Origin of the sequence: Streptomyces coerulescens, assembly GCF_042657965.1 — a bacterium.
Taxonomy (GTDB): domain Bacteria; phylum Actinomycetota; class Actinomycetes; order Streptomycetales; family Streptomycetaceae; genus Streptomyces; species Streptomyces coerulescens.
In genome coordinates, this window is record NZ_JBHSKM010000002.1 from 510,205 (window position 1) to 534,957 (window position 24,753).

18 protein-coding genes are annotated in these 24,753 nt (G+C 72.2%); 11 read left to right on the forward strand and 7 right to left on the reverse strand.

The genetic code is table 11. The features are described from left to right. The first annotated feature begins 1 nt into the window (after window position 1). The 4 genes from pgi to ACFPQ9_RS03840 all read left to right on the forward strand — a co-directional run bounded on the left by pgi (window position 2) and on the right by ACFPQ9_RS03840 (window position 7,045). Window positions 2-1,654 (forward strand): glucose-6-phosphate isomerase, encoded by a 1,653-nt coding sequence (gene pgi / locus ACFPQ9_RS03825; RefSeq protein WP_380848387.1) that lies wholly within the window; start codon window positions 2-4, stop codon window positions 1,652-1,654. 1 nt (window position 1,655) lies between these two features. After that, window positions 1,656-2,531, forward strand: a complete 876-nt coding sequence (gene gnd / locus ACFPQ9_RS03830) for a phosphogluconate dehydrogenase (NAD(+)-dependent, decarboxylating) (protein ID WP_380846452.1) — start codon at window positions 1,656-1,658, stop codon at window positions 2,529-2,531. 131 nt (window positions 2,532-2,662) lie between these two features. Beyond that, entirely contained in the window at window positions 2,663-5,524 is a 2,862-nt protein-coding gene (locus tag ACFPQ9_RS03835) for a peroxidase family protein (protein WP_380846455.1), read from the forward strand. A 54-nt stretch (window positions 5,525-5,578) separates the two neighbouring features. Continuing rightward, window positions 5,579-7,045 carry a membrane-associated oxidoreductase gene (locus ACFPQ9_RS03840; protein ID WP_380846458.1) on the forward strand — a complete coding sequence of 489 codons (1,467 nt, stop codon included), beginning with the start codon at window positions 5,579-5,581 and terminating at the stop codon, window positions 7,043-7,045. Here the strand turns inward: ACFPQ9_RS03840 and ACFPQ9_RS03845 are convergent. Beyond that, window positions 7,032-8,825 (reverse strand): bifunctional sugar phosphate isomerase/epimerase/4-hydroxyphenylpyruvate dioxygenase family protein, encoded by a 1,794-nt coding sequence (locus tag ACFPQ9_RS03845; RefSeq protein WP_380846461.1) that lies wholly within the window; start codon window positions 8,823-8,825, stop codon window positions 7,032-7,034. The genes ACFPQ9_RS03840 and ACFPQ9_RS03845 overlap by 14 nt on opposite strands. A gap of 113 nt (window positions 8,826-8,938) precedes the next feature. Continuing rightward, entirely contained in the window at window positions 8,939-9,838 is a 900-nt protein-coding gene (locus ACFPQ9_RS03850; RefSeq protein WP_380846464.1) for a shikimate dehydrogenase, read from the reverse strand. A 170-nt stretch (window positions 9,839-10,008) separates the two neighbouring features. On the opposite strand from ACFPQ9_RS03850, the gene ACFPQ9_RS03855 reads away from it, so the two are divergent. Together ACFPQ9_RS03855 and ACFPQ9_RS03860 are read left to right on the forward strand one after the other, a co-directional pair. Beyond that, the gene (locus ACFPQ9_RS03855) at window positions 10,009-10,674 is read left to right on the forward strand and encodes a TetR/AcrR family transcriptional regulator (protein ID WP_380846467.1); all 666 of its coding nucleotides are present in this window, start codon (window positions 10,009-10,011) and stop codon (window positions 10,672-10,674) included. A 172-nt stretch (window positions 10,675-10,846) separates the two neighbouring features. Next, window positions 10,847-12,187, forward strand: coding sequence for an MFS transporter (locus tag ACFPQ9_RS03860; protein WP_380846470.1), 1,341 nt, complete (start codon window positions 10,847-10,849; stop codon window positions 12,185-12,187). Window positions 12,188-12,318: 131 nt separating this feature from the next. On the opposite strand, the gene ACFPQ9_RS03865 is transcribed toward ACFPQ9_RS03860, so the two are convergent. Genes ACFPQ9_RS03865 through wecB form a run of 4 tightly spaced genes read right to left on the reverse strand, consistent with a single transcriptional unit; the run spans window position 12,319 to window position 18,035 of the window. Next, window positions 12,319-14,502: a glycosyltransferase gene (locus ACFPQ9_RS03865; RefSeq protein WP_380846473.1), complete on the reverse strand. Its 2,184-nt coding sequence runs from the start codon at window positions 14,500-14,502 to the stop codon at window positions 12,319-12,321. Beyond that, window positions 14,499-16,307, reverse strand: coding sequence for a hypothetical protein (locus ACFPQ9_RS03870; protein ID WP_380846476.1), 1,809 nt, complete (start codon window positions 16,305-16,307; stop codon window positions 14,499-14,501). The genes ACFPQ9_RS03865 and ACFPQ9_RS03870 overlap by 4 nt, the downstream gene beginning before the upstream one ends. After that, window positions 16,307-16,954: a class I SAM-dependent methyltransferase gene (locus ACFPQ9_RS03875; RefSeq protein ID WP_380846479.1), complete on the reverse strand. Its 648-nt coding sequence runs from the start codon at window positions 16,952-16,954 to the stop codon at window positions 16,307-16,309. Before ACFPQ9_RS03875 ends, ACFPQ9_RS03870 begins: the two co-directional genes overlap by 1 nt. Beyond that, window positions 16,947-18,035, reverse strand: a complete 1,089-nt coding sequence (gene wecB / locus ACFPQ9_RS03880) for a non-hydrolyzing UDP-N-acetylglucosamine 2-epimerase (RefSeq protein ID WP_380846482.1) — start codon at window positions 18,033-18,035, stop codon at window positions 16,947-16,949. Before wecB ends, ACFPQ9_RS03875 begins: the two co-directional genes overlap by 8 nt. 74 nt (window positions 18,036-18,109) lie before the next feature. Between wecB and ACFPQ9_RS03885 the strand changes: the two genes are divergently transcribed. The 3 genes from ACFPQ9_RS03885 to ACFPQ9_RS03895 all read left to right on the forward strand — a co-directional run bounded on the left by ACFPQ9_RS03885 (window position 18,110) and on the right by ACFPQ9_RS03895 (window position 22,257). Then, window positions 18,110-19,570: a glycosyltransferase family 4 protein gene (locus ACFPQ9_RS03885; RefSeq protein ID WP_380846485.1), complete on the forward strand. Its 1,461-nt coding sequence runs from the start codon at window positions 18,110-18,112 to the stop codon at window positions 19,568-19,570. Window positions 19,571-19,681: 111 nt separating this feature from the next. Beyond that, a complete protein-coding gene (locus ACFPQ9_RS03890; protein WP_380846488.1) occupies window positions 19,682-20,935 on the forward strand; it encodes a nucleotide sugar dehydrogenase in 1,254 nt (417 codons plus the stop codon). A gap of 161 nt (window positions 20,936-21,096) precedes the next feature. Next, window positions 21,097-22,257 carry a glycosyltransferase gene (locus ACFPQ9_RS03895; protein ID WP_380846491.1) on the forward strand — a complete coding sequence of 387 codons (1,161 nt, stop codon included), beginning with the start codon at window positions 21,097-21,099 and terminating at the stop codon, window positions 22,255-22,257. 14 nt (window positions 22,258-22,271) lie between these two features. On the opposite strand, the gene ACFPQ9_RS03900 is transcribed toward ACFPQ9_RS03895, so the two are convergent. After that, entirely contained in the window at window positions 22,272-22,715 is a 444-nt protein-coding gene (locus ACFPQ9_RS03900) for a PPOX class F420-dependent oxidoreductase (protein WP_380846494.1), read from the reverse strand. Window positions 22,716-22,800: 85 nt separating this feature from the next. Between ACFPQ9_RS03900 and ACFPQ9_RS03905 the strand changes: the two genes are divergently transcribed. Together ACFPQ9_RS03905 and ACFPQ9_RS03910 are read left to right on the forward strand one after the other, a co-directional pair. After that, window positions 22,801-23,400, forward strand: a complete 600-nt coding sequence (locus ACFPQ9_RS03905) for a TetR/AcrR family transcriptional regulator (protein ID WP_380846497.1) — start codon at window positions 22,801-22,803, stop codon at window positions 23,398-23,400. After that, entirely contained in the window at window positions 23,397-24,737 is a 1,341-nt protein-coding gene (locus ACFPQ9_RS03910) for an MFS transporter (RefSeq protein WP_380846500.1), read from the forward strand. The genes ACFPQ9_RS03905 and ACFPQ9_RS03910 overlap by 4 nt, the downstream gene beginning before the upstream one ends. Window positions 24,738-24,753 lie beyond the last annotated feature (16 nt).

Sequence of the window (24,753 nt, forward strand, 5' to 3'; positions counted from 1 at the left end):
GCTGTCCGGTTTCCCCAGGCTCTCCCGGCGCCCCGAGTGGGCGGCCCTGGAGGACCACCGCGCGGAGGCGATGCAGCGCCCGCAGCTGCGTGAGCTGTTCGCCGCCGATCCGTCCCGCGCCGGGCGGTACGTCGTCCGTGTGGGCGATCTGCGGATCGACTACTCCAAGCACCTGATCACCGACGAGACGCTCGCCCTGCTGCAGGAACTCGCCGTCGCCACCGATGTGTCCGGGCTGCGTGACGCCATGTTCCGCGGCGAGAAGATCAACGTCACCGAGGACCGCGCGGTGCTGCACACCGCGCTGCGGGCGCCGCGGGACGCGGTGATCGAGGTGGACGGCGAGAACGTCGTGCCCAAGGTGCACGCGGTGCTCGACAAGATGAGCGGGTTCGCCGAGCGGGTCCGTTCCGGCGCCTGGACCGGCCACACCGGCAAGCGGATCAGGAACGTCGTCAACATCGGCATCGGCGGCTCGGATCTCGGTCCCGCCATGGCGTACGAGGCACTGCGCCCGTTCTCGGCACGGGAGTTGACGTTCCGGTTCGTCTCCAACGTCGACGGCGCCGACCTGCACGAGGCGCTGCGGGACCTGGACCCGGCCGAGACGCTGTTCATCGTCGCGTCGAAGACGTTCACCACGATCGAGACGATCACCAACGCCACGTCGGCCCGTTCCTGGCTCGTGGCGGGGCTCGGCGGCGAGGAGAAGGCGGTCGCGAAGCACTTCGTGGCGCTGTCGACCAACTCCGGCAAGGTCACCGAGTTCGGCATCGACCCGGACAACATGTTCGAGTTCTGGGACTGGGTCGGCGGCCGCTACTCCTACGACTCCGCGATCGGCCTGTCCCTGATGATCGCCATCGGGCCGGCGCAGTTCCGGGCGATGCTCGACGGCTTCCACACCGTCGACGAGCACTTCAGGAGCGCGCCGCCCGAGGGCAACGCGCCGCTGATCCTCGGCCTGTTGGGTATCTGGTACGGCAACTTCTTCGGCGCCGAGTCGCATGCGGTGCTGCCGTACAGCCACTACCTGTCGAAGTTCACGGCCTACCTCCAGCAGCTGGACATGGAGTCCAACGGCAAGTCGGTGGACCGCGACGGGCACGTCGTGGGCTGGGAGACCGGGCCGGTGGTGTGGGGCACGCCCGGCACCAACGGGCAGCACGCCTACTACCAGCTGATCCACCAGGGCACCCGGCTGATCCCGGCCGACCTGATCGGCTTCGCACGTCCGGTCGCCGAGCTGAGCGACGAACTCAAGGCGCAGCACGACCTGTTGATGGCGAATCTGTTCGCGCAGGGCCAGGCGCTCGCCTTCGGCAAGACCGCCGACGAGGTCCGCGCGGAGGGCGTGCCCGAGGCACAGGTCCCGCACCGCACCTTCCTCGGCAACCACCCCACCACCACGATCCTCGCCCGTGAGCTGACCCCGTCGGTCCTCGGCCAGCTGGTCGCCCTCTACGAGCACAAGGTCTTCGTCCAGGGCGCCGTCTGGCACATCGACTCCTTCGACCAGTGGGGCGTGGAGCTGGGCAAGGTCCTCGCCAAGCGGGTCGAGCCCGCCCTCACCCAGGGCGCGGACGTGCCCGGTCTCGATGCCTCCACCGCCGCCCTCGTGGCCGCCTACCGTGAACTCAAGGAAGTGAAGTGACATGCAGCTCGGTCTGATCGGTCTCGGCAAGATGGGCGGCAACATGCGCGAGCGGATCCGCCGCGCCGGCCACACCGTCATCGGCTACGACCGCAACCCCGAGGTCTCCGACGTCAAGAGCCTCGAAGAGCTGGTCCAGCAGCTCGACGCGCCGCGCACGGTGTGGGTGATGGTCCCGGCCGGCACCGCCACCCAGGGCGTCGTCGACGAGCTCAAGGACCTGCTGTCCCCGGGCGACACGGTCGTCGACGGCGGCAACTCCCGCTGGACGGACGACGAGAAGCACGCCGCCGAACTCGGCATCAAGGGCATCGGCTTCGTCGACGCGGGTGTCTCCGGCGGCGTGTGGGGCCTGGAGAACGGCTACGCGCTGATGGTCGGCGGCGACAAGGCGCACGTGGAGCCGCTCGAGCCGATCTTCGAGGCGCTCAAGCCGGAAGGGCCGTACGGCTATGTGCACGCCGGCCGGGTCGGTGCCGGGCACTTCTCGAAGATGGTCCACAACGGTATCGAGTACGCCATGATGCAGGCCTACGCCGAGGGCTGGGAGCTGCTGGAGAAGGTCAACTCGGTGGACAACGTCCGCGAGGTGTTCCGCTCCTGGCAGCAGGGCACGGTCATCCGCTCCTGGCTGCTGGACCTCGCGGTGAACGCCCTGGACGAGGACGAGCACCTGGAGAAGCTGAAGGGCTTCGCGCAGGACTCGGGCGAGGGCCGCTGGACCGTCGAGGCGGCCATCGACCACGCCGTGCCGCTGCCCGCGATCACGGCGTCCCTGTTCGCCAGGTTCGCCTCCCGCCAGGACGACTCCCCGCAGATGAAGATGGTCGCGGCGCTGCGCAACCAGTTCGGCGGACACGCCGTCGAGTCGAAGTAGCCGCGTTCCCCGGCACTGCGGATGCGGCCGGGTGGGGTTGCTGGGATGCTGGGGCGTGGGCGGGACCGATACAGGGTGCCCGCCCACGGGCGTCCGCCTGACGTGCCCGAGTGTACGAAGGAAGACCACCGATGGCCGAGTCAGGGCAGCACGAGCAGCGCTACGAACGATACGAGGGCGGCCACCCGCAGGCGGAGCGGCTGGTGTTCGAGCGGCTGGCCCGCGAGCTGATGCGGGTGCAGGCCAGGAACCGGCGGGCCGGTGGCGGCCCGGTCGCGCGGGCCTTCCACGCGAAGGCCCCGGTGGCCGTGGAGAACGCGCGGCTGCGGTTCCACGACGACCTGCCGGCGGCCCTGCGGGTGGGGTTCGCCCGGCCCGGCGCCGCATATCCGGCGACCGTACGGCTGTCCAACGCGAGCGGCATCCGGCAGGGCGACGGCTCACCCGATCTGCACGGCGCGGCCGTCAGGGTGCGGGTCTCGGACGAGGAGAGCCACGATCTGCTGGCGACGAGCCATCCCGTCTCGCATGCCGCGAACGCCCGGGAGTTCGTGGCCTTCGCCAAGGCGATGACGGGCGCCCGCAGTCCCCTCCAGAAGGCGTTCGCGCTGCTTGTGAAGTTGCCGCTCGCCGTGGGGCCGCGGACCGCCGGCCGGATGCGGCGCAATGTGCGGGCGGCGACGCGGCACACCGTCGACTCCCTCGCGACCGAGACGTACTGGAGCCGTGGCGCGATGCTGTGGGGCGAGGCGGGGCCGGTACGGTTCCTGCTGCGGCCGGCGCCGGGCAGCCCGCCCGCGCCCACCCCGGACCGTCGCGACCCGGACTTTCTGCACCGGGAGTTCGCCCGCCGGCTGGCGCGGGGACCGGTCGAGTACGACCTGTGCGTGCAGCGCTTCGTCGACGAGCGGCGCACTCCCGTCGAGGACGCGTCGGTGGAGTGGACGGAGGGCGTGTCGCCCGCGATCCCGGTCGCCCGGCTGACCATCCCCGGCCAGGACCTGGACGCCGTCGAGGCACTCGCGACCGCCGGCCGGATCGAGGACCTCGCCTTCAACCCCTGGTACACGACCGAGGAGTTCCGCCCGCTCGGCAACATCAACCGGGCCCGCAAGGCCGCGTACCAGGCGTCCGGCGCGCACCGGCTCGGGCTGCGGTTCGTCACCGAGGAGCCGTTGCGCAACAGGGCGCTGGGCCGACCGGTGGAGGCGGCGTTCGGGCTGCTGAACCGGTTGGTGCCCTGGCACCGACTGCCGGTAGGGCTGAGCCTGCTGAACCTGGTGTTCCTGCGCCGGGTGCTGCGCCGTCTGAATCTGATCGACACCGAGCCGCGCGAGGCACCGCCGCGCGCCCAGCGGGTGCCGGAGCCGATCCCGGAGCGGTTGCGCGGCGAACGGTCCTACGACGGCACGTACAACGATCTGTCGGAGCCGCGGATGGGCGCCGTCGGCTCGGCCTTCGGCCGCAATCTCCAGCCGGACCACCGTCCCGACCTGTTCGACACCCCGAATCCGGTGACGGTGAGCCGCCAACTCCTGTACCGGGAGAGCTTCCTGCCGGCGACCTCGCTGAACGTGCTGGCCGCGGCCTGGATCCAGTTCCAGGTGCACGACTGGGTCAACCACCGCCGTCACAGGCCCGGCGAGCGCGACGTCGAGGTGCCGCTGCCGCCCGGCAGCGGACCGTGGCACAACACTCCGGGCGGGCCGGGCGAGAACGTGATGCGGTTCGCGGACAACGAGGGCATCGAGGTGGCGGGCCGGCCGCCCCTCCTCTTCGGCAACACCGCCTCCCACTGGTGGGACGGCTCCGAGGTGTACGGCGCCGACGAGCGGACCGCCCGGTCCCTGCGCGAGGTCGAGGGCCGTGCCGAACTCCGCCTGGAGAACGGGCACTTGCCCATCGCCGACAACGGCGGTACCCCGCTGACGGGCTTCAGCGACAGCTGGTGGATGGGGCTCAGCGCGATGCACACGTTGTTCGCGCGGGAGCACAACGCGGTGTGTGCAGCGCTGCGGGCCGAGTACCCGGCGATGAGCGAGGAGCGGATCCACCAGACGGCCCGGCTGGTGGTCTCCGCGCTGATCGCGAAGATCCACACGGTGGAGTGGACCCCGGCGATCCTCGCGACCGAGGCGATCGACATCGCGCTGCACACCAACTGGCAGGGCCCGCCGCGCAATTGGCTGAACCAGCTGGGCCTGTGGCTGTTCGAGACCCACTCGCTCACCGGCATCCCCAAGACACTGCCGGACCACCACACGGCGCCGTACTCCCTCACCGAGGACTTCGTCACCGTCTACCGCATGCACCCGCTGATCCCGGACGACTTCGAGCTGCGCGAGCACCGCTTCGGGCAGCGGCTGGAGACGGTCGGCTTCCCGGACATCCAGGGCGGCGCGGCCGAGGCGCGGATCCGCAAGACGGGACTGGCGAACAGCCTGTACTCGTTCGGCATCGCCCACCCCGGCGCGATCACCCTGCACAACTTCCCGCGCTCGCTCCAGCGGTTCGAGCGGGAGGGCGAGATCATCGATCTGTCGGTGGTGGACCTGGTCCGGACCCGGAGGCGTGGTGTCCCCCGCTACAACGACTTCCGGGCGGGGCTGCACCAGCCGCGCATCCGCTCCTTCGAGGAGCTGACGGAGAACACCGAGACGCTGGCGCGACTCAAGGAGGTCTACCGCACGGTCGACGAGATCGACACCGTCGTGGGGCTGTTCGGGGAGAACCCGCCGACCGGGTTCGGCTTCAGCGACACCGCGTTCCGGGTGTTCATCCTGATGGCGAGCCGCCGCCTGCAGTCCGACCGGTTCCTCACCGTCGACTACCGGCCCGAGGTGTACACGCCGCTCGGCATCGACTGGGTGGAGCGGGGCGGTATGAACTCCGTGATCCTGCGGCACTGCCCGGAGCTGGCGGCGCTGCTGCCGCGCGGCGCGAGCGCGTTCGCGCCATGGCGGACGGTGCGGCCGTCCAACGGTACTTCCTGAGCCCGAGGGGCGGCGAGTTGACAGGTCCGGCGACCGGCGTCAGAGTCCCGGCTGATGGAGATCAACGATCTGACGCCGGCCGAACTGCGGGTGTGGCAGGCCTATCCCAAGGGTGAGGCCGTGGACTTCCGGGCGACCCAGGACGGGAGCACGGCCGACGGCGACGGCCGGGGGCCGCAACGGACGGTCCGCGCCGCGGTGTTGCGGGCGCTGCTGCTCGACGGCCCGGAGGTGAGCGGCGAGGTCGCCGCCCTGAAGGTGGCGGGCGCCCGCGTCACCGGTGTACTGGATCTGCGGTACGCGACGATCGAGAGCGTCGCGCGGATGAGTCATTGTCACTTCGAGGCCGTCCCGGACGTCTCCGGCGCCCAGCTGAAGTACCTCAATCTGTCCGGGTCCGACCTGCCGGGACTGGCGGCGGCGCGGGTCCGGGTCGACGGGGGGCTACGGCTGACGAGTTGCCGGTTCCGTGGGCCGGTGCGGCTCGGCGGGGCGCAGATCGCCGGGGCGCTGTATCTGGAGGGCGCCGAGATCACGGCGCCGGAGGGAACCGAGGATCCGGTCCTCCAGCTCCACCAGGTCACCGTCGGCGAGGATCTGTGCGCGTCGCGGCTGCGCACGCAGGGCGAGATCCGGTTCGACGGCGCGGCGATCAGCGGCTCGCTGCGGCTGGAGGAGGCCCAGCTGCGGCATCCGAACGGCCGCGCCCTCCACGCCGAAGCGCTGTCAGTGGGCGCCAACGTCATGTGCAGGCGCATCAGCGTGTACGGCCGGATCGCCCTGCGGGGCGCCCGGATACCCGGTCTGCTCGACTTGCTCTACAGCCGGTTGTCCAACCCCGGCGGCACCTCGATGCAGGCGAGCAGCTGCGTCATCGGCGAGCTCTGGCTGCGCAAGGGACCGCAGATCGAGGGGATGCTCAACCTGCGGCGGTCCCAGATAGAACACCTCAACCTGGAACCGGAGATGCTCCCGGACCGGGTCCGCCTCCTCGACCTCACCTACACCTCGCTGACCCCGCATGTGCCGCCCGAGCAGCGGCTGCCCATGCTGGAGCGGGACGCGGACCACTTCGACCCGCACGGGTACGAGCAGTTGACCGCCGCCTACCGCCGCACCGGCGACGACCACGCCGCCCGGCTGGTGCAGCTCGCCAAGCAGCGCCGGCACCGCAGCACCCTGCCCCGGTACGGCCGGCTGTGGGGCCACGTCCAGGACGCCACGGTCGGCTACGGCTTCCGGCCGATGCGGGCGCTGGGCTGGCTGCTGTCCCTGCTCGCGGCCGGCTCGGTGGCGTTCGCGCTGCACCACCCTCCGGCCCTGAAGGCGGACGAGGCGCCGGGGTTCAACCCGGTGTTCTACACCCTGGACCTGCTGCTGCCGGTGATCTCGTTCGGTCAGGAACCGGCGTTCGCCCCGGAGGGCTGGCAGCAGGCCCTGGCGTACGCACTCGTCCTGATCGGCTGGATCCTGGCCACCACGGTCATCGCCGGTGTGACCCGCACCGTCAGCCGCCAATGACCGCTCGGGCGGTGTGCTGGGCGGCCAGCCGCACCGGCGCGTTCTGCGCCCCGTAACCCCGGTAGCCGTCCCGCTGCACGAGTTCGAAGAAGACGCGGCCGACGGTCAGGGTGTAGCAGTGCCGGAACTCGCCGTGCGCGTCACGGTCGTAGAGGATGCCGAGTTCGCGATACGTCTCCAGCTCGCCGACGGCGAACTCGTGCCGGGCCGCCAGGTCGTCGTAGTAGTTGGCGGGGATCGGCAGCAGCCGGCCGCCCGCCTGCCGGAAACGGCGGGCAGCGGCGACGACGTCGTCCGTGGCCAGCGCGATGTGCTGGGCGTGCACGGTGTCGTCCGTGGGCGCCGCGCCGCCCCCCAGGGCGATGCGGATGCTGCCGTCGGCGTTGGTGACGGCACGGCTGCGCATCAGGCCGTACGGGTCGGCGACGTCCACGCTCTCCTGGGCGTGCAGGCCGAGGACGCTGCGGTGGAACAGGGTCGCCTCGTCGTAGTGGTGCCAGGGCTGGGTGAGGGCAAGGTGATCGATGCGGTGCACGCCCGCCCCACCGGACTCGCCTGCCACATCGGCGAAGTCGGCGCGCCAGTTGGGCAGTTCGGGCCGGTCCGTGGCGCAGAAGAACAGCGCCGTGCCGTCGGGGGCCGCGACCGCGTCGAGCGGGGCGTCCTCCGCGGCTCGGCGGCGGGGCAGAACGGGCGCCAGGAGGGCCTCGGCGCGGCGGGCGGCGCCGGCCGGGTCGGGCGATTCGAGGCCGATCGCGGCGAGGCCGGTGCCGGTCCGGCGCGCGGCGCCCGAGGTATTGACCAGGATGCGGGCCTCGCCCTGCTGCCAGAGGTCGACCGGCTTGCTGCGATGGCGTGCGGTGCGGGAGAAGCCGAGGGCGCCGAGCACGGCGGCGACCGGTTCGGCGTCGGGTGTGACGAGTTCGGCGAAGGCGACCCCGGTGGGGACGACGGGCGCGGGCGGGGCTGCGACGCCGACCGTCTCCTGCAGCACCAGCAGCGAGCGGTGCGCGTCCACGGCGGTCGGACCGGCCTCGGCCTGGCGGAAGACGTCGTTGAAGACCTCCAGGGAGAGCGGGCCGTCGTAGCCGGTGCGCAGCACCTGGCGGACGAGTCCGGCGACGTCGAAGCCGCCCTGGCCGGGGAAGCAGCGGTAGTGGCGGCTCCACTGCAGGACGTCCATCGCGAGCAGCGGGGCGTCGGCGAGCTGGAGGAAGAAGATCTTCTCGCCGGGGATGTCCGCGACGCCTTTGGGGTCGGAGCCACGGGAGAGGATGTGGAAGCTGTCCAGGCAGGTGCCGAGCGCGGGGTGGTCGGCGGCCTCGACGATGCTCCAGGCGTGGGTATAGGTGTTGACGTGCCTGCCCCAGGCGAGCGCCTCGTACGCCACGCGGACACCGGACTCCTGGGCCAGGTCGGCGAGTTGGCTCAAGTGCCGGGCCGCGAGGGAGTCGTCGTCCACGGCGAGCGGATGGACGCTGGAGCAGACGAGGACGGTGTCCGCGCCGAGCCTGCGCATCAGCTCGAACTTGTGCCGGGCACGCCGCAGATTACGGGCGAACTCCTCGGCGGGCACGGCCTCGATGTCCCGCATGGGCTGGTAGAGGTCGATACTCAGCCCCAGGTCAGCACATCGGGCACGGACCTCCTCCGGGCTGAGAGGGCTCGCGAGGAGATCGTTCTCGAAGATCTCGACGCCGTCGAACCCTGCGCGGGAGGCGGCCGTGAGCTTCTCGGTGAGCGACCCGCTCAGAGAGACGGTCGCGATGGACGTACGCATACCTGCTCCTTCAACACGCGGCACTACAACGCCCCTTTTTTTGGGGGCGCGGGGCTGTACCGATTTGCGGCTCCGCCGCATGGGCGCGACCAGCCACAGGCGGCCCGCAGCTGTCACACGGCCTTGCCCACCGAGCTGTCGACATCACCGGCCAGCTCCCCGATATCGGCCAGCATTCGCGCAGCGTCCGGCTCACGCCCCGTGAACAGCCGAAACGCATCCGCCGCCTGGAAGACGGCCATCCCGCCCCCGTCCAGAGCGGCGCAGCCAACCGCACGGGCGGTACGCAGCAACTCCGTCTCCAGCGGCCGATAGACCACCTCGGCGACCCACAACCGCGGATGAAGCAGGTCCGCGGCGAGGGGCAGCCCCGGATGCGCGGCCATACCGGTGGGCGTGGCGTGCACGATGCCGTCGGCCGCACCCACCACCCGGGCCAGCCGATCCGGCGTCGCCGCGGCAGCGCGCCCCGCACCGAAGTGCCGGTTCAGCGCCCCGGCGAGGCTCGCGGCGCGGTCGCTCAGCGCGTCGACGACGGTGACCCGCTCCGCGCCGAGGGTCAGCATGGCGTGGGCGACAGCGGCACCCGCGCCCCCGGCGCCGAGCTGCACGACCCGCTCCAGGGGCGCGTCCGGCAGCCCGCGCGCGAAGGACGCGGCGAAGCCGGTGACGTCCGTGTTGTGGCCGACGGCCCGCCCGTCGTCCTCGAAGACGACGGTGTTGACCGCACCGAGCGCTTCGGCCTGCGGCGCGAGCCCGTCCAGGTGCTCGATGACGAGCTGTTTGCAGGGGTGGGTGATGTTGAGCCCGTCGAAGCCCAGGTCACGGGCGGCCCGGACCAGGTCGCCCACCGCCTCGGGCGGCACGCCGAGCGTGTCGATGTCGATGAGCCGGTACAGGTAGCGCAGCCCCTGCCGGGCGGCCTCGCGCTCGTGCAGTGCCGGGCTGAGCGAGGGGCCGATGCCGGAGCCGATCAGCCCGACGAGATGCGAGTCCTTGGTGTCCTTGGCCACCGGTGGGACCTCCTGAGCGGCTCACTAATGTACGAACTGGTGAGTTAGTCATAGCAGCAGTCACCGAGGCTTGTGAAGACCTGTCCCGACACACGGAGCCGACCGGCTTCTACAATCACCGGCACACGGGTGGGCCACCGAGGCGCGCTCGCCCTCGCCGAAGGAAGCCGATGACCAGCGTCGAAGAGCCGGCACGCAGCAACGGGCGGATCCGCGACGCCGCCCGCACCAAGGCCGAGATCCTCGACGTCGCGACGCGGGAGTTCGCCCGCGCCGGCTACGACGGTGCCCGCGTGGACGAGATCGCCGCCCGCACCCGCACCACGAAGCGGATGATCTACTACTACTTCGGCGGCAAGGAGCAGCTGTTCACGACCGTCCTCGAGCGGGCGTACGGCGTGATCCGGGAGGCCGAGCAGCAGCTCGACGTCGAGCATCTGGACCCGGTCGCGGCCATCCGGCGCCTCGCCGAGCTGACCTTCGACCACCATGAGCTGCACCCGGACTTCATCCGCCTGGTCAGCATCGAGAACATCCACGGCGCCGAGCACATCGCCGCCTCCGAGGAGCTCGGCAGGATCGGTTCACCGGCCCTGGACGTGATCCGCCGGATCCTGGAGTCGGGGCAGGAGTCCGGCCTGTTCACGGCGGATGTCGACGCCGTGGACCTGCACGCGATGATCAGCTCCTACTGCTTCTTCCGGGTCTCCAACCGGCACACCTTCGGCGCCCTGTTCGGCCGTGACCTGGTGGATCCGGCCCGGCGCGAGCACTACCGCGCGATGCTCGGCGACATGGTGATCGCGTACCTGACCGCGGAGCGCGCGGCGGACTGAAGTCGTACGACGCGGGGCCTTGACACCCGGGAAACGCGGGCGCAACATCCGTAGCCATCCGCTACTAACTATCCAGTGGGTTAATTAGCCGCGATCCGGCGCATGCCCCTTCTCACATTCCCCGTTCCCGCTCACTCCGCCTACGTTGGAGTCCTCTCGAAGGAGCACCCCTGTGTCCGTCCCCGACACGCACGCCGGCCAGCCGCGGAAGGCGGCCATGGCCGCCTGGATCGGCAGCGCCCTGGAGTACTACGACTTCTTCATCTACGGCAGCGCGGCCGCGCTGATCTTCCCGGAGGTCTTCTTCGACGAGTCCGACCCGGCGACGGCCACCCTGCTGTCGCTGGCCACGTTCGGTGTGGCGTACGCGGCCCGGCCGGTGGGCGCGCTGTTCCTCGGTCACTTCGGCGACCGGGTGGGCCGTAAGAAGATCATGGTCTTCACGCTGATCCTGATGGGCATATCGACGTTCCTCATCGGCTGTCTGCCCACCCGCGACCAGGTCGGCACCCTCGCGCCGGTCCTGCTGGTGCTGTGCCGGGTGCTCCAGGGCATCTCGGCGGCCGGCGAGCAGGCCAGCGCCAACTCCATGACCCTGGAACACGCGCCACCGCACCGGCGCGGCTTCTTCACCAGTTTCACGCTGAGCGGTACGCAGGGCGGGCAGTTGCTGGCCACGCTGGTCTTCATCCCGATCGCCGCGCTGCCGGAGGAGCAGCTGATGTCATGGGGCTGGCGGGTGCCGTTCTGGATGAGCGTCGCGGTCGCCGTCGTCGGCTATGTCATCCGCCGCAAGCTCGACGAGACCCCGGCCTTCGAGCAGCAGGCCGCCACCGAGGGCGTCGTCAAGCTGCCGCTGGCGGTGCTGATGCGGGAGCACTGGGCGGATGTGCTGCGGGTGATCGGCGGTGCGCTGGTCGCCTCGGTCAGCACGATCTTCACTGTGTGGGCGCTGTCGTACGCCACCAGCGACTCGGTCGGGATGGACAAGTCCGCCATGCTGTGGGTGGGCGCCCTCGCCAACCTGGTCGCGCTCGCCGCGATCCCGCTGTGGGCCACCCTGTCCGACCGCATCGGCCGGCGCCCGGTGTATCTGATCGGCGCGGCCGGCAGCGCGGTGACGATGTTCCTGTACCTGTGGGCGATCTCCACCGGCTCCTACCCGCTGACCCTGCTCCTTGGCATCGTCGCCTTCGGTGTGGTCTACAGCGCGGCGAACGGCGTGTGGCCCTCCTTCTACGGCGAGATGTTCTCGACCCGGGTCCGGCTGTCCGGCATGGCCATCGGCACCCAGATCGGTTTCGCGGTCGCCGGTTTCGCGGTCACGTTCGCCGCGCAGATCGCCGGCCCGAACGGCGACGACTGGTCGGCGGTGGCCCTGTTCACTGCCGCGCTGTGCGTGCCGCCGGTGGTGGCAGCGCTGTCGGCCCGCGAGACGGCGAAGGTCCCGACGGAGCAACTGGGTGAACGGACGGCAAGCCAGGCCCCCCAGCCGGCGAAGGTCACGGCCTGACCATCGCCAAAGCACCGGTCACTGATCCATCCACAGCGGTCCCGCGCCCCTGTCTTTCAGGGGCGCGGGGCTGTATCAATGTGCGGCTCCGCCGCGTGGGCGCGATCAACACCCACCGGCCCGCGGACGAATCACGAGCCCACCAACAACTCCGTCCAGGTCTGCGCCACCCGCTCCAGCGAGAACCCCTCCCTCACCTGCAGCCGGGCCAGCTCACCCGCGGAGCGCCAGTCGTCCTCCTCCAGCACGGCGATCCCCTCCGCCATCGCCTCGGGCGAGTCATGGATCCACCGCCGGTCGTAGATCTCGTCCGCCCCGGGCCACGGCAGCAGCGAAGGCACCGCACCGGAGGCCATCCCCTCGGCCGGGGCGAGGTGGAAGCTCTCGTCGTCGCTGGTGGACAGCACATGCCCGACCCGGCGCAGCCAGCCGGCCACATCGGGCCCGAAGGTGTCGAAGACGACGGCGCCTTCGAGCAGCGGCGAGGTCTGCATCCGGCGCAGTACGCCCTCGTAATGCTCACGCTCCTCGGGCTTGTTCCAGATCCACCAGTACTCCCACGGCGGCTTGGACTTGACCAACAGATGCCAGCGCCTGTCGCGGGCACGCAGCGCCTCCAGCACGTCTAGGCCGAGGTCGAGGCGTTTGCGGCTGGGCGCGATGCCGATCATGCCGAGGCGGTGGTGGGCGCCGGGTGCCTTCGGGCGGTCGAGCTGGTCGGTGTCGACCCAGTTGGGCACGACCACGACCTTCGACGCGGGCCAGCCGGTGTGCTCACGGGTGCGGCGGGCGTAGTACGGGCTGACGCACACCACCCGGTCGACGGCGTCGATGTCGACCTGGCGGGGCCAGCCGGCGTCCAGTTCGAACCGGTGCAGCCGTACGATCAGCCGGCTGCCGCGCCGCTTGTGGCGGCTGTACCAGACGGCGGCCGGGCCGCACCACTCCACGACCACCACGTCCGCCCAGTCGGCGAGTTCCCGGCTCGTGTCCGGGTCGTGCCGGGAGAGCGCCGGCCAGGCGTCGACCCGTACGTCCAGACCGGGCAGTGAGCGGAAGTGGTCGAGCAGCCGGGTGAGGAACTTCAGGTCGTGCCCGGCGACGCCGACCCGCAGCGGGCGCCCGCGGGCCGGCGCCCCGGTGGGTCCGGTGGGGAAGGCCCGGTCGAGGTGGGCGCGCCAGCGGGCGGACGCTCCGTCCAGGGTGTACTGCCGGGCGGCCGCGCGGCAGCGGTCGGCGGCCAGCCGCCGTGACTCCGGCTCGCGGGCGACCCGGGCCACCGCCTCGGCGGCGTCGTCGAGTTCGGCGCGTCCGGGCACGAACAGCGGATAGTCGGTGCCGAGCAGCGCCTCGTGGGCAGGGGTGCGGTTGAGGACCACGGGCAGGCCCAGGGCGCCGAACTCCAGCACCTTGGTGGAGAGTTCGAGGCTGGAGTCGAGCACCGGGTCGCGCCAGCCGAGGCCGACGTCGCAGTCCGCGGCGATGCGCATGGCCTCCTCGCGCGGCTGTCCGCCGTGATGGACGACGCCGGGGGTGCCGGCCAGCGCACGCGTCATGTCGGCCTGGAAGTCGGGGTGTCCGGGGTCGTCGTGGATCTTGTCGCCGACGGTGTGCAGTTCGGCGGCGATGCCCTGTGCGGCGAGCAGCTGCGGCAGCCGGGTCATGGGCAGGGTGTTCCAGCGGGGTGCGAACTTGCCGGTGTAGACGAGCCGTAGTGGATCGTGCGGCGCGTCCCGGTCCGGCAGCGGGAAGCCGGGCTCGGGCACGGCGGGCGGGCTGAGCACGCACTTGCCGCACGCCTCGGGCACCCATGTCTCCAGGAAGCAGCGCAACTCCTCGGTCTGGCACAGCAGTCGGTGCGAGGCCTCGGCGATCCGGACGAGGTCCGCGCGGGCCGCTTCGGTCATCTCGGTCGCCGACTGCGGGATGTCGGTGAGGTAGGCCCAGATCCGCCCGTCGAACAGGCCGTCGGCGACGATCCGGGTGACCAGCCGCCGGCCGCGCAGCACCAGCAGGTCGCAGGGCTCGTCCTCGTCGAGCCGGGCGAGCACCTGCGAGGCCTGCACCGGCGACATCGGCCGGTCGGCGAGCCCCGGCAGCAGTCGCTCCTCGTGCGGGGAGACCAGGCCGACCCGGGGCAGTTCGGCCAGCGGATCGGTCAGCCGGCCGGTGCGGACCGGGGCCTTGAGGACGAGTCGACTGTCGCAGCCCGCCCGGGACAGTGCCTGCACCGTGGACTGGGCCCAGACGGCGGAGCCGTCGATGAGATTGAGGTCGACGTCGCCGTAGACGAGCGCCCGCAGGGTACGGCTCATGACGGCTCCTTCCCGCGCACGGCGAACAGTCGGTGTCCCCGGCCGGCCCAACTGCCGGGCTCCGTACCGGACAGGTGCAGCGACCGGCGCACCAGCAGTGGCCGCAGCGACGGTACGAAGACGTAGTCGTCGGCGGTCGGCGTGTGGCCCACCGCGTCGGCGCCGGAGTACTCCTGGGCGCACATCAGGTCCAGCAGCAGGGTGTCGGGCCGGTCCTCGGTGAGGTCGGTCCAGTCGGCGACCCAGGGCGCGAGCGGCCTGCCCCGGCGTACCGTCACTCCGGCGGCGGCGAGTTCGTCGAGGCCCTCCGGATCGGGTACGACGACCTCGGCCGGCCGGTGCAGCTGGCCGAGCACCTGGCCGACGAGGCGGGCGACTTCGGTACCGTCCCGTGGCTCGGCGAGCACGGCGACGCGCCGCTCGTCCAGCGGGTCCGGGGCGTCGGCGAGCCGCGCGAGCCGGGACAGCCGTACCCGGGTGCTGTCGGCGCGGAAGATCTCGCGCAGCCGTTCCCGGCCCTCGGCGGCCGGGTCGAGCCGGGTGAGCCGTACGCCGGTGTCGGCGTCGAGGACGGCGTCCCAGGCGAGCCGGGTGAGGCCGGGCGCGGCGGAGGCGGGGCCGTCCCGCCACAGTACGGATCTGCGGCCCAGCGCCCGCTGTTCGGCGAGCAGTTCGGCGAGGGTGCGGTCCAGGTCGGGGGCGAGCCCGGTGCCGGTGAGCCACCAGGGTCCGTCGCCGGTGCAGGCGCTGAGCTGCACGACGAGCACATCGGGGTCGGTGCGCTGCACGAGGAGGCGTCCGTCGTGCGGCAGCAGCTGGTTGACCACGACTTCCGTGGCGAAGTCCTCGGCGGTGCCGGGGGTGAGCACTCCGGCGACGACGAGGCGGTCGCGGGGTGCCGCGGTCAGGGCGCGATGGGCGAGGTGGAACCGGTCGTCCAGGGGCGCCTCCGGCTCGGCCTGCGCCTTCTTCGCGCTGTCGGCCGTCCGGCCGGCGGCACTCCGGCGCCCGCGCCACAGTCCGTACAGTTCCCCGGGCAGTCGTGTCGCGCCCCGCTTCGGCGAGCGGGCGGCCGCGACCAGCGCCTTGCCCACCCGCAGCGAGGTCGAGCCCTCCAGCATGGCCACCCGTGCCTGAAGGACGTCCACCCGGTCCCGGGCGGCCCTGAGCGCGCCGGCGAGCTGCTCCTTCTCCCGTACGGCGGCGGCGAGCCGGTCGGCGAGCGCGTCCTGTCCGGACGCCTCACGGGTGCGTTCGGCGTCCTCGGCCGCCGATTCGAGGTCGAGCACCCGGGCGCGCAGGGACCGGGAGGCGAGGTCGGCGAAGACGTACTCGTCGGCGATCCGCAGGGCGGTGGCGTAGCCGTCGGAGGGGACGGACCGGCCGAAGAAGTCGTGCGGTGGAAGGAGTTCGTCGGTGCGGGCGATGACCGCGCCCGCGTGCAGATGGACGTAGTCGAGGGGTGCGGCGCGCAGGACCTGGCAGCGGTGGCCGACCAGGTCGTCCAGGAGCCGGTGGTAGGGGAGCTCCGGGCCGCCGTGCCCGAAGACGATCAGTCCGCGCGCACCGGGCCGCATCCGGGCCAGTACGGCACGCAGCGCGTCCTCGCTGCCGTGCAGCTCGGCGTGGGGTCCGTAGGAGAGGAGGGCCAACTCGCCCTCGGTGACGGGGCGTTCCTCGTCGGCGCGCAGGGCGACACCCGGCGGCAGATGCAGATAGGGCTCCAGGCGCAGTCCGCCGCCGGTCGCGTCCACCACCGTCGTGACGGTGTCGAGGTGCGGATGGAGCAGGTCGGTCAGGCGCATCAGCGGGTCCTCGTGAAGACGTGGAAGCCGACCCGGTTCTCCCGGAAGCCGTACGGCTCGGAGAGGGTGTGCCGCAGGCCGAGCGGCTCCAGTTCGGCGCGGTAGGCGGTGAGCGGGCGGTGCACGATGTAGGCACCGCGGGGCGTGCGGTGGGCGGTGTCCTCGTCGGTGACGATCAGCCGCCCGGCGACGCGGACGAGGGAGGCGAGGTTGCGCAGCCCGGCCGCCCACTCCTCGTCGTCGAGCACGTGGAACAGGACGTCCACGCAGACGACGATGTCGTATGGCCAGGGAGCCCGCCACTCGTCGAGTGCGGCGACGGCGTAGCGCGGGCCGCCGCCCTCGGCGCGGGCGTGGTCGACGGCGGTCCGGCTGGCGTCGAAGGCGTCGACCCGGTGGCCGCAGCGGGCCAGGGCCCGGGCGAAGTATCCCTTGCCGCAGCCGGCGTCCAGCACGAACAGCGGGGCGGCCGGGCTGGAGAGGTCGCCGACGAGGGAGAGCAGGGTGCCGAGCCGCTGGGCGTAGAAGAGCTCGTTGCCGGGGCGGTCGAGTCCGATGTGCCCGCCGGAGGTGAGCTCGTCGTGCTCGGCGTGGCGGGTCTCCCAGTAGGTGCGTGTGCCGTCGTGCGTCGCCGTCGCGTCAGCCATGGCGCTCCAGCCACCCGGTGATCACGCGGGCGATCCGGGCGCCGGCCCGGCCGTCCCACAGGGGCGGTCCCTCGGCGGGTGCCGCTCCCCCGCCGTCCAGCAGCTTGCGCAGCGCGGGCACCAGCTCCCCGTGCCGGACGAGCCGGTTGGTGCCGTGGGTGACGGTGACCGGGCGTTCGGTGGTGGTGCGCAGGGTCAGACAGGGGACGCCCAGGACGGTCGTCTCCTCCTGCACGCCGCCGGAGTCGGTGATCACGGCGGCGGCTCCGCGCACCAGGCTCATGAACTCGACGTAGCCGAGCGGGTCGAGGAGGTGGATGCCGGGCGCGTCGGCGAGGCCCGCGGCCCGCAGCGCCGCCCGCCCGCGCGGGTGCAGCGGTACGACGAGGTCGAGATGGCGGGCGGCCTCGGTCAGCACCCGGGCGGCTGCCGCGGCGGCCTCCGGGTCGTCGACGTTGGCCGGCCGGTGCAGGGTGACGACGCCGTAGCGCTCGGGCAGGCCGTGGGCGGCGCGGGCGCTCGCGGCGTCGAACTGCTCCACATGGGTGAGCAGAGTGTCGATCATGGGGTTTCCGACGAGGTGCACGCGCCCGGTGGCGACGCCCTCGCGGGCGAGGTGGCCGACGGCCTCGGGGCTGGTGGCGAACAGCAGCTGGGCGAGCTGGTCGACCAGGCGCCGGTTGACCTCCTCGGGCATCGTCATGTCGAAGCTGCGCAGGCCGGCCTCCACATGGGCCACGGGGACGCCGAGCTTGGCGGCGACCAGCGCGGCGGCCAGCGTCGAGTTGACGTCGCCGTAGACCGTGACGAGGGCGGGTGCGCGGGCGGTCAGTTCACCCTCCAGGGCCACCAGGAGGTCGGCGGTCTGGCGGGCGTGGCTGCCGGAGCCGACGCCGAGGTCGGTGTCGGGTTCGGGCAGGCCGAGTTGCCGGAAGAAGATGTCCGACATCCGCTCGTCGTAGTGCTGTCCGGTGTGGACGAGCACCTGCTCGCAGCCCGCGGCGCCGAGAGCGGCGACGACCGGCGCGGCCTTGACGAAGTTCGGCCGGGTGCCGACCACATGGAGTACGCAGCCGTTCAATGGTTGCCTCCGGTGCCGTGGGGACGGTGGCTGTTGGCGGGTCGTTGCTCGGCATGCGGACATATCGTGACGATATGTCCCGTAAAGTCCTGCTTGCTCTCAGTCTGGCCGCCTCGGTGGCAGTTGGCGAACTGCGCCAGGATCCGCTGCGGGCCGCACTGCTCGCCGTACGGCTGTTGCCGCGGCCCGCCCGGCGACGGCTGGGGCCGCTCGAACAGCGGTTGACGGTGCGCGCCCGCGCCGCCGGGCCGACGGCGGCGCCTTCCGCCGCTCGGGTGCCCGCGCCGCACGGCCTGCCGTACCGTCCCGTCCCGGGGCGGGTGCTCCATCTGGTCACCAACGGGCTGCCGTTCCGGCACGCCGGTTACACCGTGCGCACCCAGAAGCTCGCCGAGGCTCAGCTCGCGGCCGGCCTTGACCCGCATGTCGTGACCCGGATCGGCTTCCCGGTGACCGGCGGGGTGCTGGACGCCCGCCCGAAGCAGCTGGTGGGCGGGGTGCCGCAGCACCGGCTGCTGCCGCCGTGGCTGCCGTACGGCCAGGCCGCCTCGCTCACGCTCAACGCCGAGCTCGCCGCCCGTCTGGTGGACCGGCTGCGGCCCGCCGTGCTGCACGCCGCGAGCGACCACGGCAACGGGCGGGTGGCACTAGCCCTGCGGGAGACCTACGGGCTGCCGGTGGTCTACGAGGTGCGGGGCTTTCTGGAGGAGACCTGGCTGACGCAGGCGCCGGGCCGCAGCCGGGACGACGAGACGTACCGGACGCGGCGCGCCCTGGAGACGCAGTGCATGCGCGAGGCCGATCTGGTGCTGACGCTGGGCGAGGCGATGAAGGCCGAGATCGTGGACCGCGGGGTGCCGCAGGAGCGGGTGCTGATCGTGCCCAACGCCGTGGACGACGCGTTCCTCGCCCCGCCGCCGGACGGGACGCCCGTGCGGGCCCGGCTCGGCATCGCGCCGGAGGACTTCGTCGTCGGCACGGTGGGCACCCTCGCCCCGCACGAGGGGATCGCCGCATTGCTCCATGCGGGTGAAGAGCTGCGCAGGCGTGGTGTACCGCTGCGGCTGTTGATCGTCGGCGACGGTCCACAGCGGCCGGAGCTGGAGCGGCTGGCCGCCCGGCTCGGCCTGGACGACGGGACCGCGCTGTTCACCGGCCGCGTGCCGCACGCCCAAGTCCGGGATTTCCACGCCGCGTTGGACGTGTTCGCGGTGCCGCGGACCGATGAACGCGTCTGCCGTCTGGTGACTCCGCTGAAGCCGGTCGAGGCGATGGCGAGCGGTGTTCCCGTGGTCGCGAGCGATCTTCCCGCGCTCCGAGAACTGGTCGAATCGGAGGTGAACGGAAGGCTCATCACGCCCGAATCACCACATTCCTGGGCTGATGAGCTGGAAATAGTCCTTTACAGTCGAAATCGGCGTGCTGAGTGGGGAGCAGCCGCCCGCGCGACCGTCGCGCGTGACCGCACCTGGAAGCGGGTCGCCGCCACAACCCGTGAGGCGTACCGCGCCCTTGGCAGCCTTGATGCGGGGTGAGTCCCTATGCAGGCCGAACAGAACGGACCGCTCGGGAAAGTGAGCGAACCGCTCGGGGAAAGACGACCGCTCCCTGGGAGCGCGCTCGGGGAGACAGAACGGCCCGACCACGTGGAACTCGCGGTGATCGGGCTCGGCTACGTCGGACTGCCGCTCGCGCGCGAGGCCGCGTCGATCGGCCTGAGAGTCCTGGGCCTGGACCGCGACCCACGGGTCGTGGAGGCCCTCAACACCGGGCACTCCCACGTCGACGACGTCTCCGACGAGGACGTCCGCCGGATGCGGGGGGCCGGGTTCGTCGCCTCCACCGACGACGCGTGCCTGGCCCGTGCGCAGACGATCGTCATCTGTGTGCCGACCCCGCTCGGCAAGGACGGCGGTCCCGACCTCGGCGCGGTCACCGCCGCCACGAAGACGGTGGCGTTGCGGCTGCGGCCCGGTCAGCTGGTGGTGCTGGAGTCGACCACGTATCCCGGGACCACCGAGGAGGTCGTGCGGCCGCTCCTGGAGGAGTCGGGGCTGCGGGCCGGTGTGGACTTCGCGCTGGCGTTCTCGCCGGAGCGGATCGACCCCGGCAACACCGCGCACGGTCTGCGCACGACACCCAAGGTGGTCGGCGGCTGCACCCCGTCGTGCGCGGCCCGTGCGGTCGCCTTCTACGGCAAGCTCGTCGACACCGTCGTCCAGGCGAAGGGCACCCGCGAGGCCGAGATGGCCAAGCTGCTGGAGAACACCTACCGGCATGTGAACATCGCCCTGGTCAACGAACTGGCCGTGATCAGCCACGAGTTGCATGTCGACCTGTGGGACGCGATCCGCTGCGCCGGCACGAAGCCGTTCGGCTTCCAGGCGTTCCGGCCCTCCCCCGGCGTCGGCGGGCACTGCATCCCGATCGACCCCAACTACCTGTCGTACAAGGTGCGTTCGTCCCTCGGCTACGAGTTCCGGTTCGTGGAGCTCGCCCAGGAGATCAACCGGCGGATGCCGGAGTACGTGGTGCGTCGCGCCCAGGACCTCCTCAACACCGCCGGCCGGCCGCTGCACGGTTCGCGGGTGCTGCTGCTCGGCGTCACCTACAAGCCCGACGTGGCCGACCAGCGGGAGTCGCCGGCGCTGCCGGTGGCGCGGCTGCTGCTGGAGCGGAAGGCCGAGATCTCCTTCCACGATCCGCATGTGCGGCTGTGGTCCGTGGACGGGGAGAGCATCCCCCGGGTCCCCGACGTCATGGCGGCGGCGCGCGAGCACGACCTGACGGTTCTGCTCCAGGATCACTCGGCCTACGACCTGCCGGCCCTCGGCGACGCGGCCCGGCTGCTGTTCGACACCCGCGGGCGCATCTTCCGGCCCGGGGTCGAGGTGCTGTGATCGCCTGATCTCTCCGGTCCGCCCGGCGCGGGCCACCGGTCCAGGGTCCGTCGTTAGCGGATCCGTCATTCCGGGGTCCGTCGCCGGCCGGGTCCGTCGTTCTCGGATCCGCCACTGCCGGGTCCGTGGTTCTCGGGGCAGTCGAAAGGTTGCGTGCTGCGATGCGGATACTCGTCGTCACCGTCGTCCACCACCCCGAGGACGCGCGGATCCTGCACCGGGAGATCGCCGCCCTGCACGAGCACGGCCACCGGATCGTGTACGCCGCCCCCTTCGCGGCACGGGAGACGCCGCCGCGGCCGAACGTCGAGGGTGTGGATCTGCCGCGGGCGGCCGGCCGGGACCGCCGGGCGGCACTGCGCGCGGCGCGCACCCTGCTCGCCGAGCGCGGCCCCCAGGCCGACCTGGTTCTGCTGCACGACCCGGAGCTGCTGCTCGCCCTGCCCGGCACGACGCGCCGTTGGCGGCGCGGCGGACGGGTTCCGGTGACCGTGTGGGACGTGCACGAGGACACGGCCGCGGCGCTGGTGATGAAGCGTTGGCTGCCCCGTCCGCTGCGACCGCCGCTGCGGCTGGCCGTACGGGCCGCGGAACGGCTGGCGGAGCGGCATCTGCGGTTGCTCCTCGCCGAGGACGCCTACCAGCGGCGCTTCGCCCGGTCGCACCCCGTGGTGGCCAACCTCGCGACGGTGCCGCCGGAGCCGCCCGAGCCGCCCGGTGACGACCGGGTCGTCTACCTCGGTCATCTCTCGCGGGCGCGCGGCGCGCCGGAGCTGATCGAGACGGCACGGCTGCTGGCGCCCGACGTGCGGGTCGAGGTGATCGGCGCGGCCGACCCCGACATGCGGGGCGCGCTCACCGAGGCCGACCGGGACGGCGTACTGCGCTGGCACGGCTACCTGCCCAACGACCGTGCCCTCGGCCTGCTCTCGGGCAGCCTGGCCGGTCTCTCCCTGCTGCGGGACCAGCCCAACTACCGTCATTCGCGGCCCACCAAGACCGTGGAGTACATGGCGCACGGCGTTCCCGTGGTCACCACGCCCACCCCGCTCTCGGCCGAGCTGGTCGAACGCTACGGCTGCGGTCTCGTCGTCCCCTACGAGGATCCGGCTACGGCCGCGATGGCCGTACGGCATCTGCGCACCGACCGCGTCATGCGCCGCCGGGCGGCGGCCCGGGGCTGGGAGGCGGCGAGATCCGACCTCAACTGGGCCGACGCGGCGACCGACTTCGTCATGTGCCTCGAGTCCTGGGTGAAGGAGGCGTCCGCGGCCGGGGACGCGGGGCCCGCCCGCCCGCGGGACCCCGCGACGCCGGCATGATCCGGCGGAAGGTCCTAGGCCCCGCTCCTCGGCACGCCGTACGCCCGCTCCACCCGTAGCCGCAGCGCGAGGCGCCGGTCGCGGACCATCGCGGCGCGGAAGTCCGCCCAGTCGGGGTGCTCGCCCTGGACGTCCCGGTAGAGGCGGACCAGTTCTTCGACCGTGGCGTCGTACGGGTCCTGTGCGACAGGCGACAGGTCGGCCGTGCCCTCGGCGACCACGTACGCCCATCGGTCGGGGGTCGTGACGTGGTACGACGCCCTGGGGTCGCGGCGCAGATTGCGGGTCTTGGCGCGGTCGTCGGTGATCGAGACGCGGATGACGCGCTCGTCGGGGTAGTAGGCGTGGCTGACGTTCGACAGCTGCGGGCGGCCGTCGCGCTTCAGGGTGACCAGCACCCCGCCGTGGCTCTCGGCGAGGAGCGCGAGCAGTGCGTTGCGGGTGGCGTCCTGGGTCATGTCTGAATCAACCCTGGCGCGTGGGCCGATCATTCCCGCGGGATCGACGTGGACACTGTCTACTCGATCATGGTAGACAGTGTCTATGAAGGCAGGGCGGACATCGGGCACGGACCTGGACACGGGACTGCGGGCGCGGCTGGTCGACGTCGGCGTGGAGCTTGTCGCGCGGGAAGGCGTCCAGGCACTCACCTTGCGGGAGATCGCCCGCCGCGCCGGCGTCTCGCACGGCGCCCCGCGCCGCTACTTCCCCACCCACCTGGAGCTTCTCTCGGCCATCGCGCGCCGCGGCTTCGACGAGCTGGGGGCGCGGGCGACGGCGGCGGTCGGGGACGGCGGCGCGCCGCCCCGGGCGCAGCTGACCGAGCTGGGGCGGGCCTACCTGGAGTTCGCACTCACCGATCGCGGGATGTACGAGCTGATGTTCCGTCATGATCTGCTGCAGAGCGGGCACTTGGGGCTGCGGGACACCAGCCTTCCGCTCTTCGCCCGGCTCGTGGAGCTGGTCGGCCGGGTGCGTCCGGAGACCGACGCGCGTCTCGTCGCGGGCGCGCTGTGGGCGGGGCTGCACGGCATCGCTCAGCTGTGGGGCTGGGGCAGCCTCCAACTCGCCACCGGCGCCGACGACTTCGCGCCTCTGCTGCGCTCGGTCCTGGACGCCCACCTCGGTCCGGAGGGCGAGTGAACCCGCGGCTCACCCTCGCGAGCAGCGTCGTGGGAGCGGTGATCGTCGCGTTCGACGGCACCGTGCTGACGGTCGCCCAGCCCAGCCTCCAGCGCGACCTGGACGCCTCCTTCGCCCAGGTCCAGTGGACCAGCACCGGCTATCTCATCGCGGTGGCGGGCCTGTTGGTGTTCGCCGGACGGCTCGGCGACCGGCACGGCCACCACCGGCTCTTCGGCATCGGCATGCTCGGCTTCGGAGCGGCGTCGGCGGGCATCGCCCTGGCCCCCGGTGTCGGCTGGGTGATCGGACTGCGGGTGGTCCAGGGGGTGTTCGGGGCGCTGCTGCAACCGGCCACGCTCGGCATGCTGCGGGCGGCGTTCCCGCCCGACCGGCTGCGGACCCCGATCGCCGTACGGACGGCGGCGATCGGGGTGTCGGCCGCCCTCGGTCCGTTGCTGGGCGGAGCCCTGGTGGCCGGGCCCGGCTGGCGGGCGGTGTTCCTGCTGAACGTCGTCCCGGCCCTCGCCCTCGGCACGCTCGCCCTCACCGTACGGCCCCCGCGCACGACCGACCCCGCACGGCTCGACCTACTCGGCGCCCTCCTGCTCGCGCTCACCCTCGCCTGTCTGGTGCACGCCCTCGTGGCGCTGCCGGGATGGCTCTGGACCGGCGCGACGGCAGCGGTCACGGGGACTGCGTTCGTCCGCCACGAGCGCCGCACCGCGAGCCCGCTGCTGCCGACGACGGGGGCGCCCGTCCGTTCGGCGCTCGGCATGCTGGTGACCGCGTCCGCGGCGCTGTCCGGCATGCTGTTCGTGGGCACGTTCCTGTTGCAGGACGCCCTCGGTCTGGATCCGTTCCGCAGTGCCCTGGTCAGCCTGCCGCTGGCCGCGCTGATGGTGGCGGCGGCGCCGACGTGCGCGGTGCTGCTGCGCCGGATCGGTGCCCGGCGTACGGCCACGGCGGCGACGGCACTCCTCGCGCTCGGCATCCTCGTGCTGTCCCGCACCTCGGCCATCCCCCTGCTGTGCACGGCGTTCGCGCTGGTGGGAGTCGGCTTCGGCACGGTGATGGTGGCGGCGACCCATGTCGTCGTACGGGAGGCGGCCGCCGAGTCCGCCGGGGTCGCGGGCGGGCTCCAGCAGACCGCGATGAACGTCGGACCGGTGCTGGGTGTGGCGGTCGCGACCGCGCTCCTGGGCACCGGCGACAACCCCGGTCCCGCGCTGTCGGTCCTCGCCGCCCTCGCCCTGGCCGGAGCGGCCCTGGGCCGTGCGCTGCCGGGGCGGCGCGAGACGACCGTGAACGATCTTGGTGATTCGAAGGGCCGTACACGTGTTCCTGCGCAACGATGAGGTCAGAGGCCGTTCC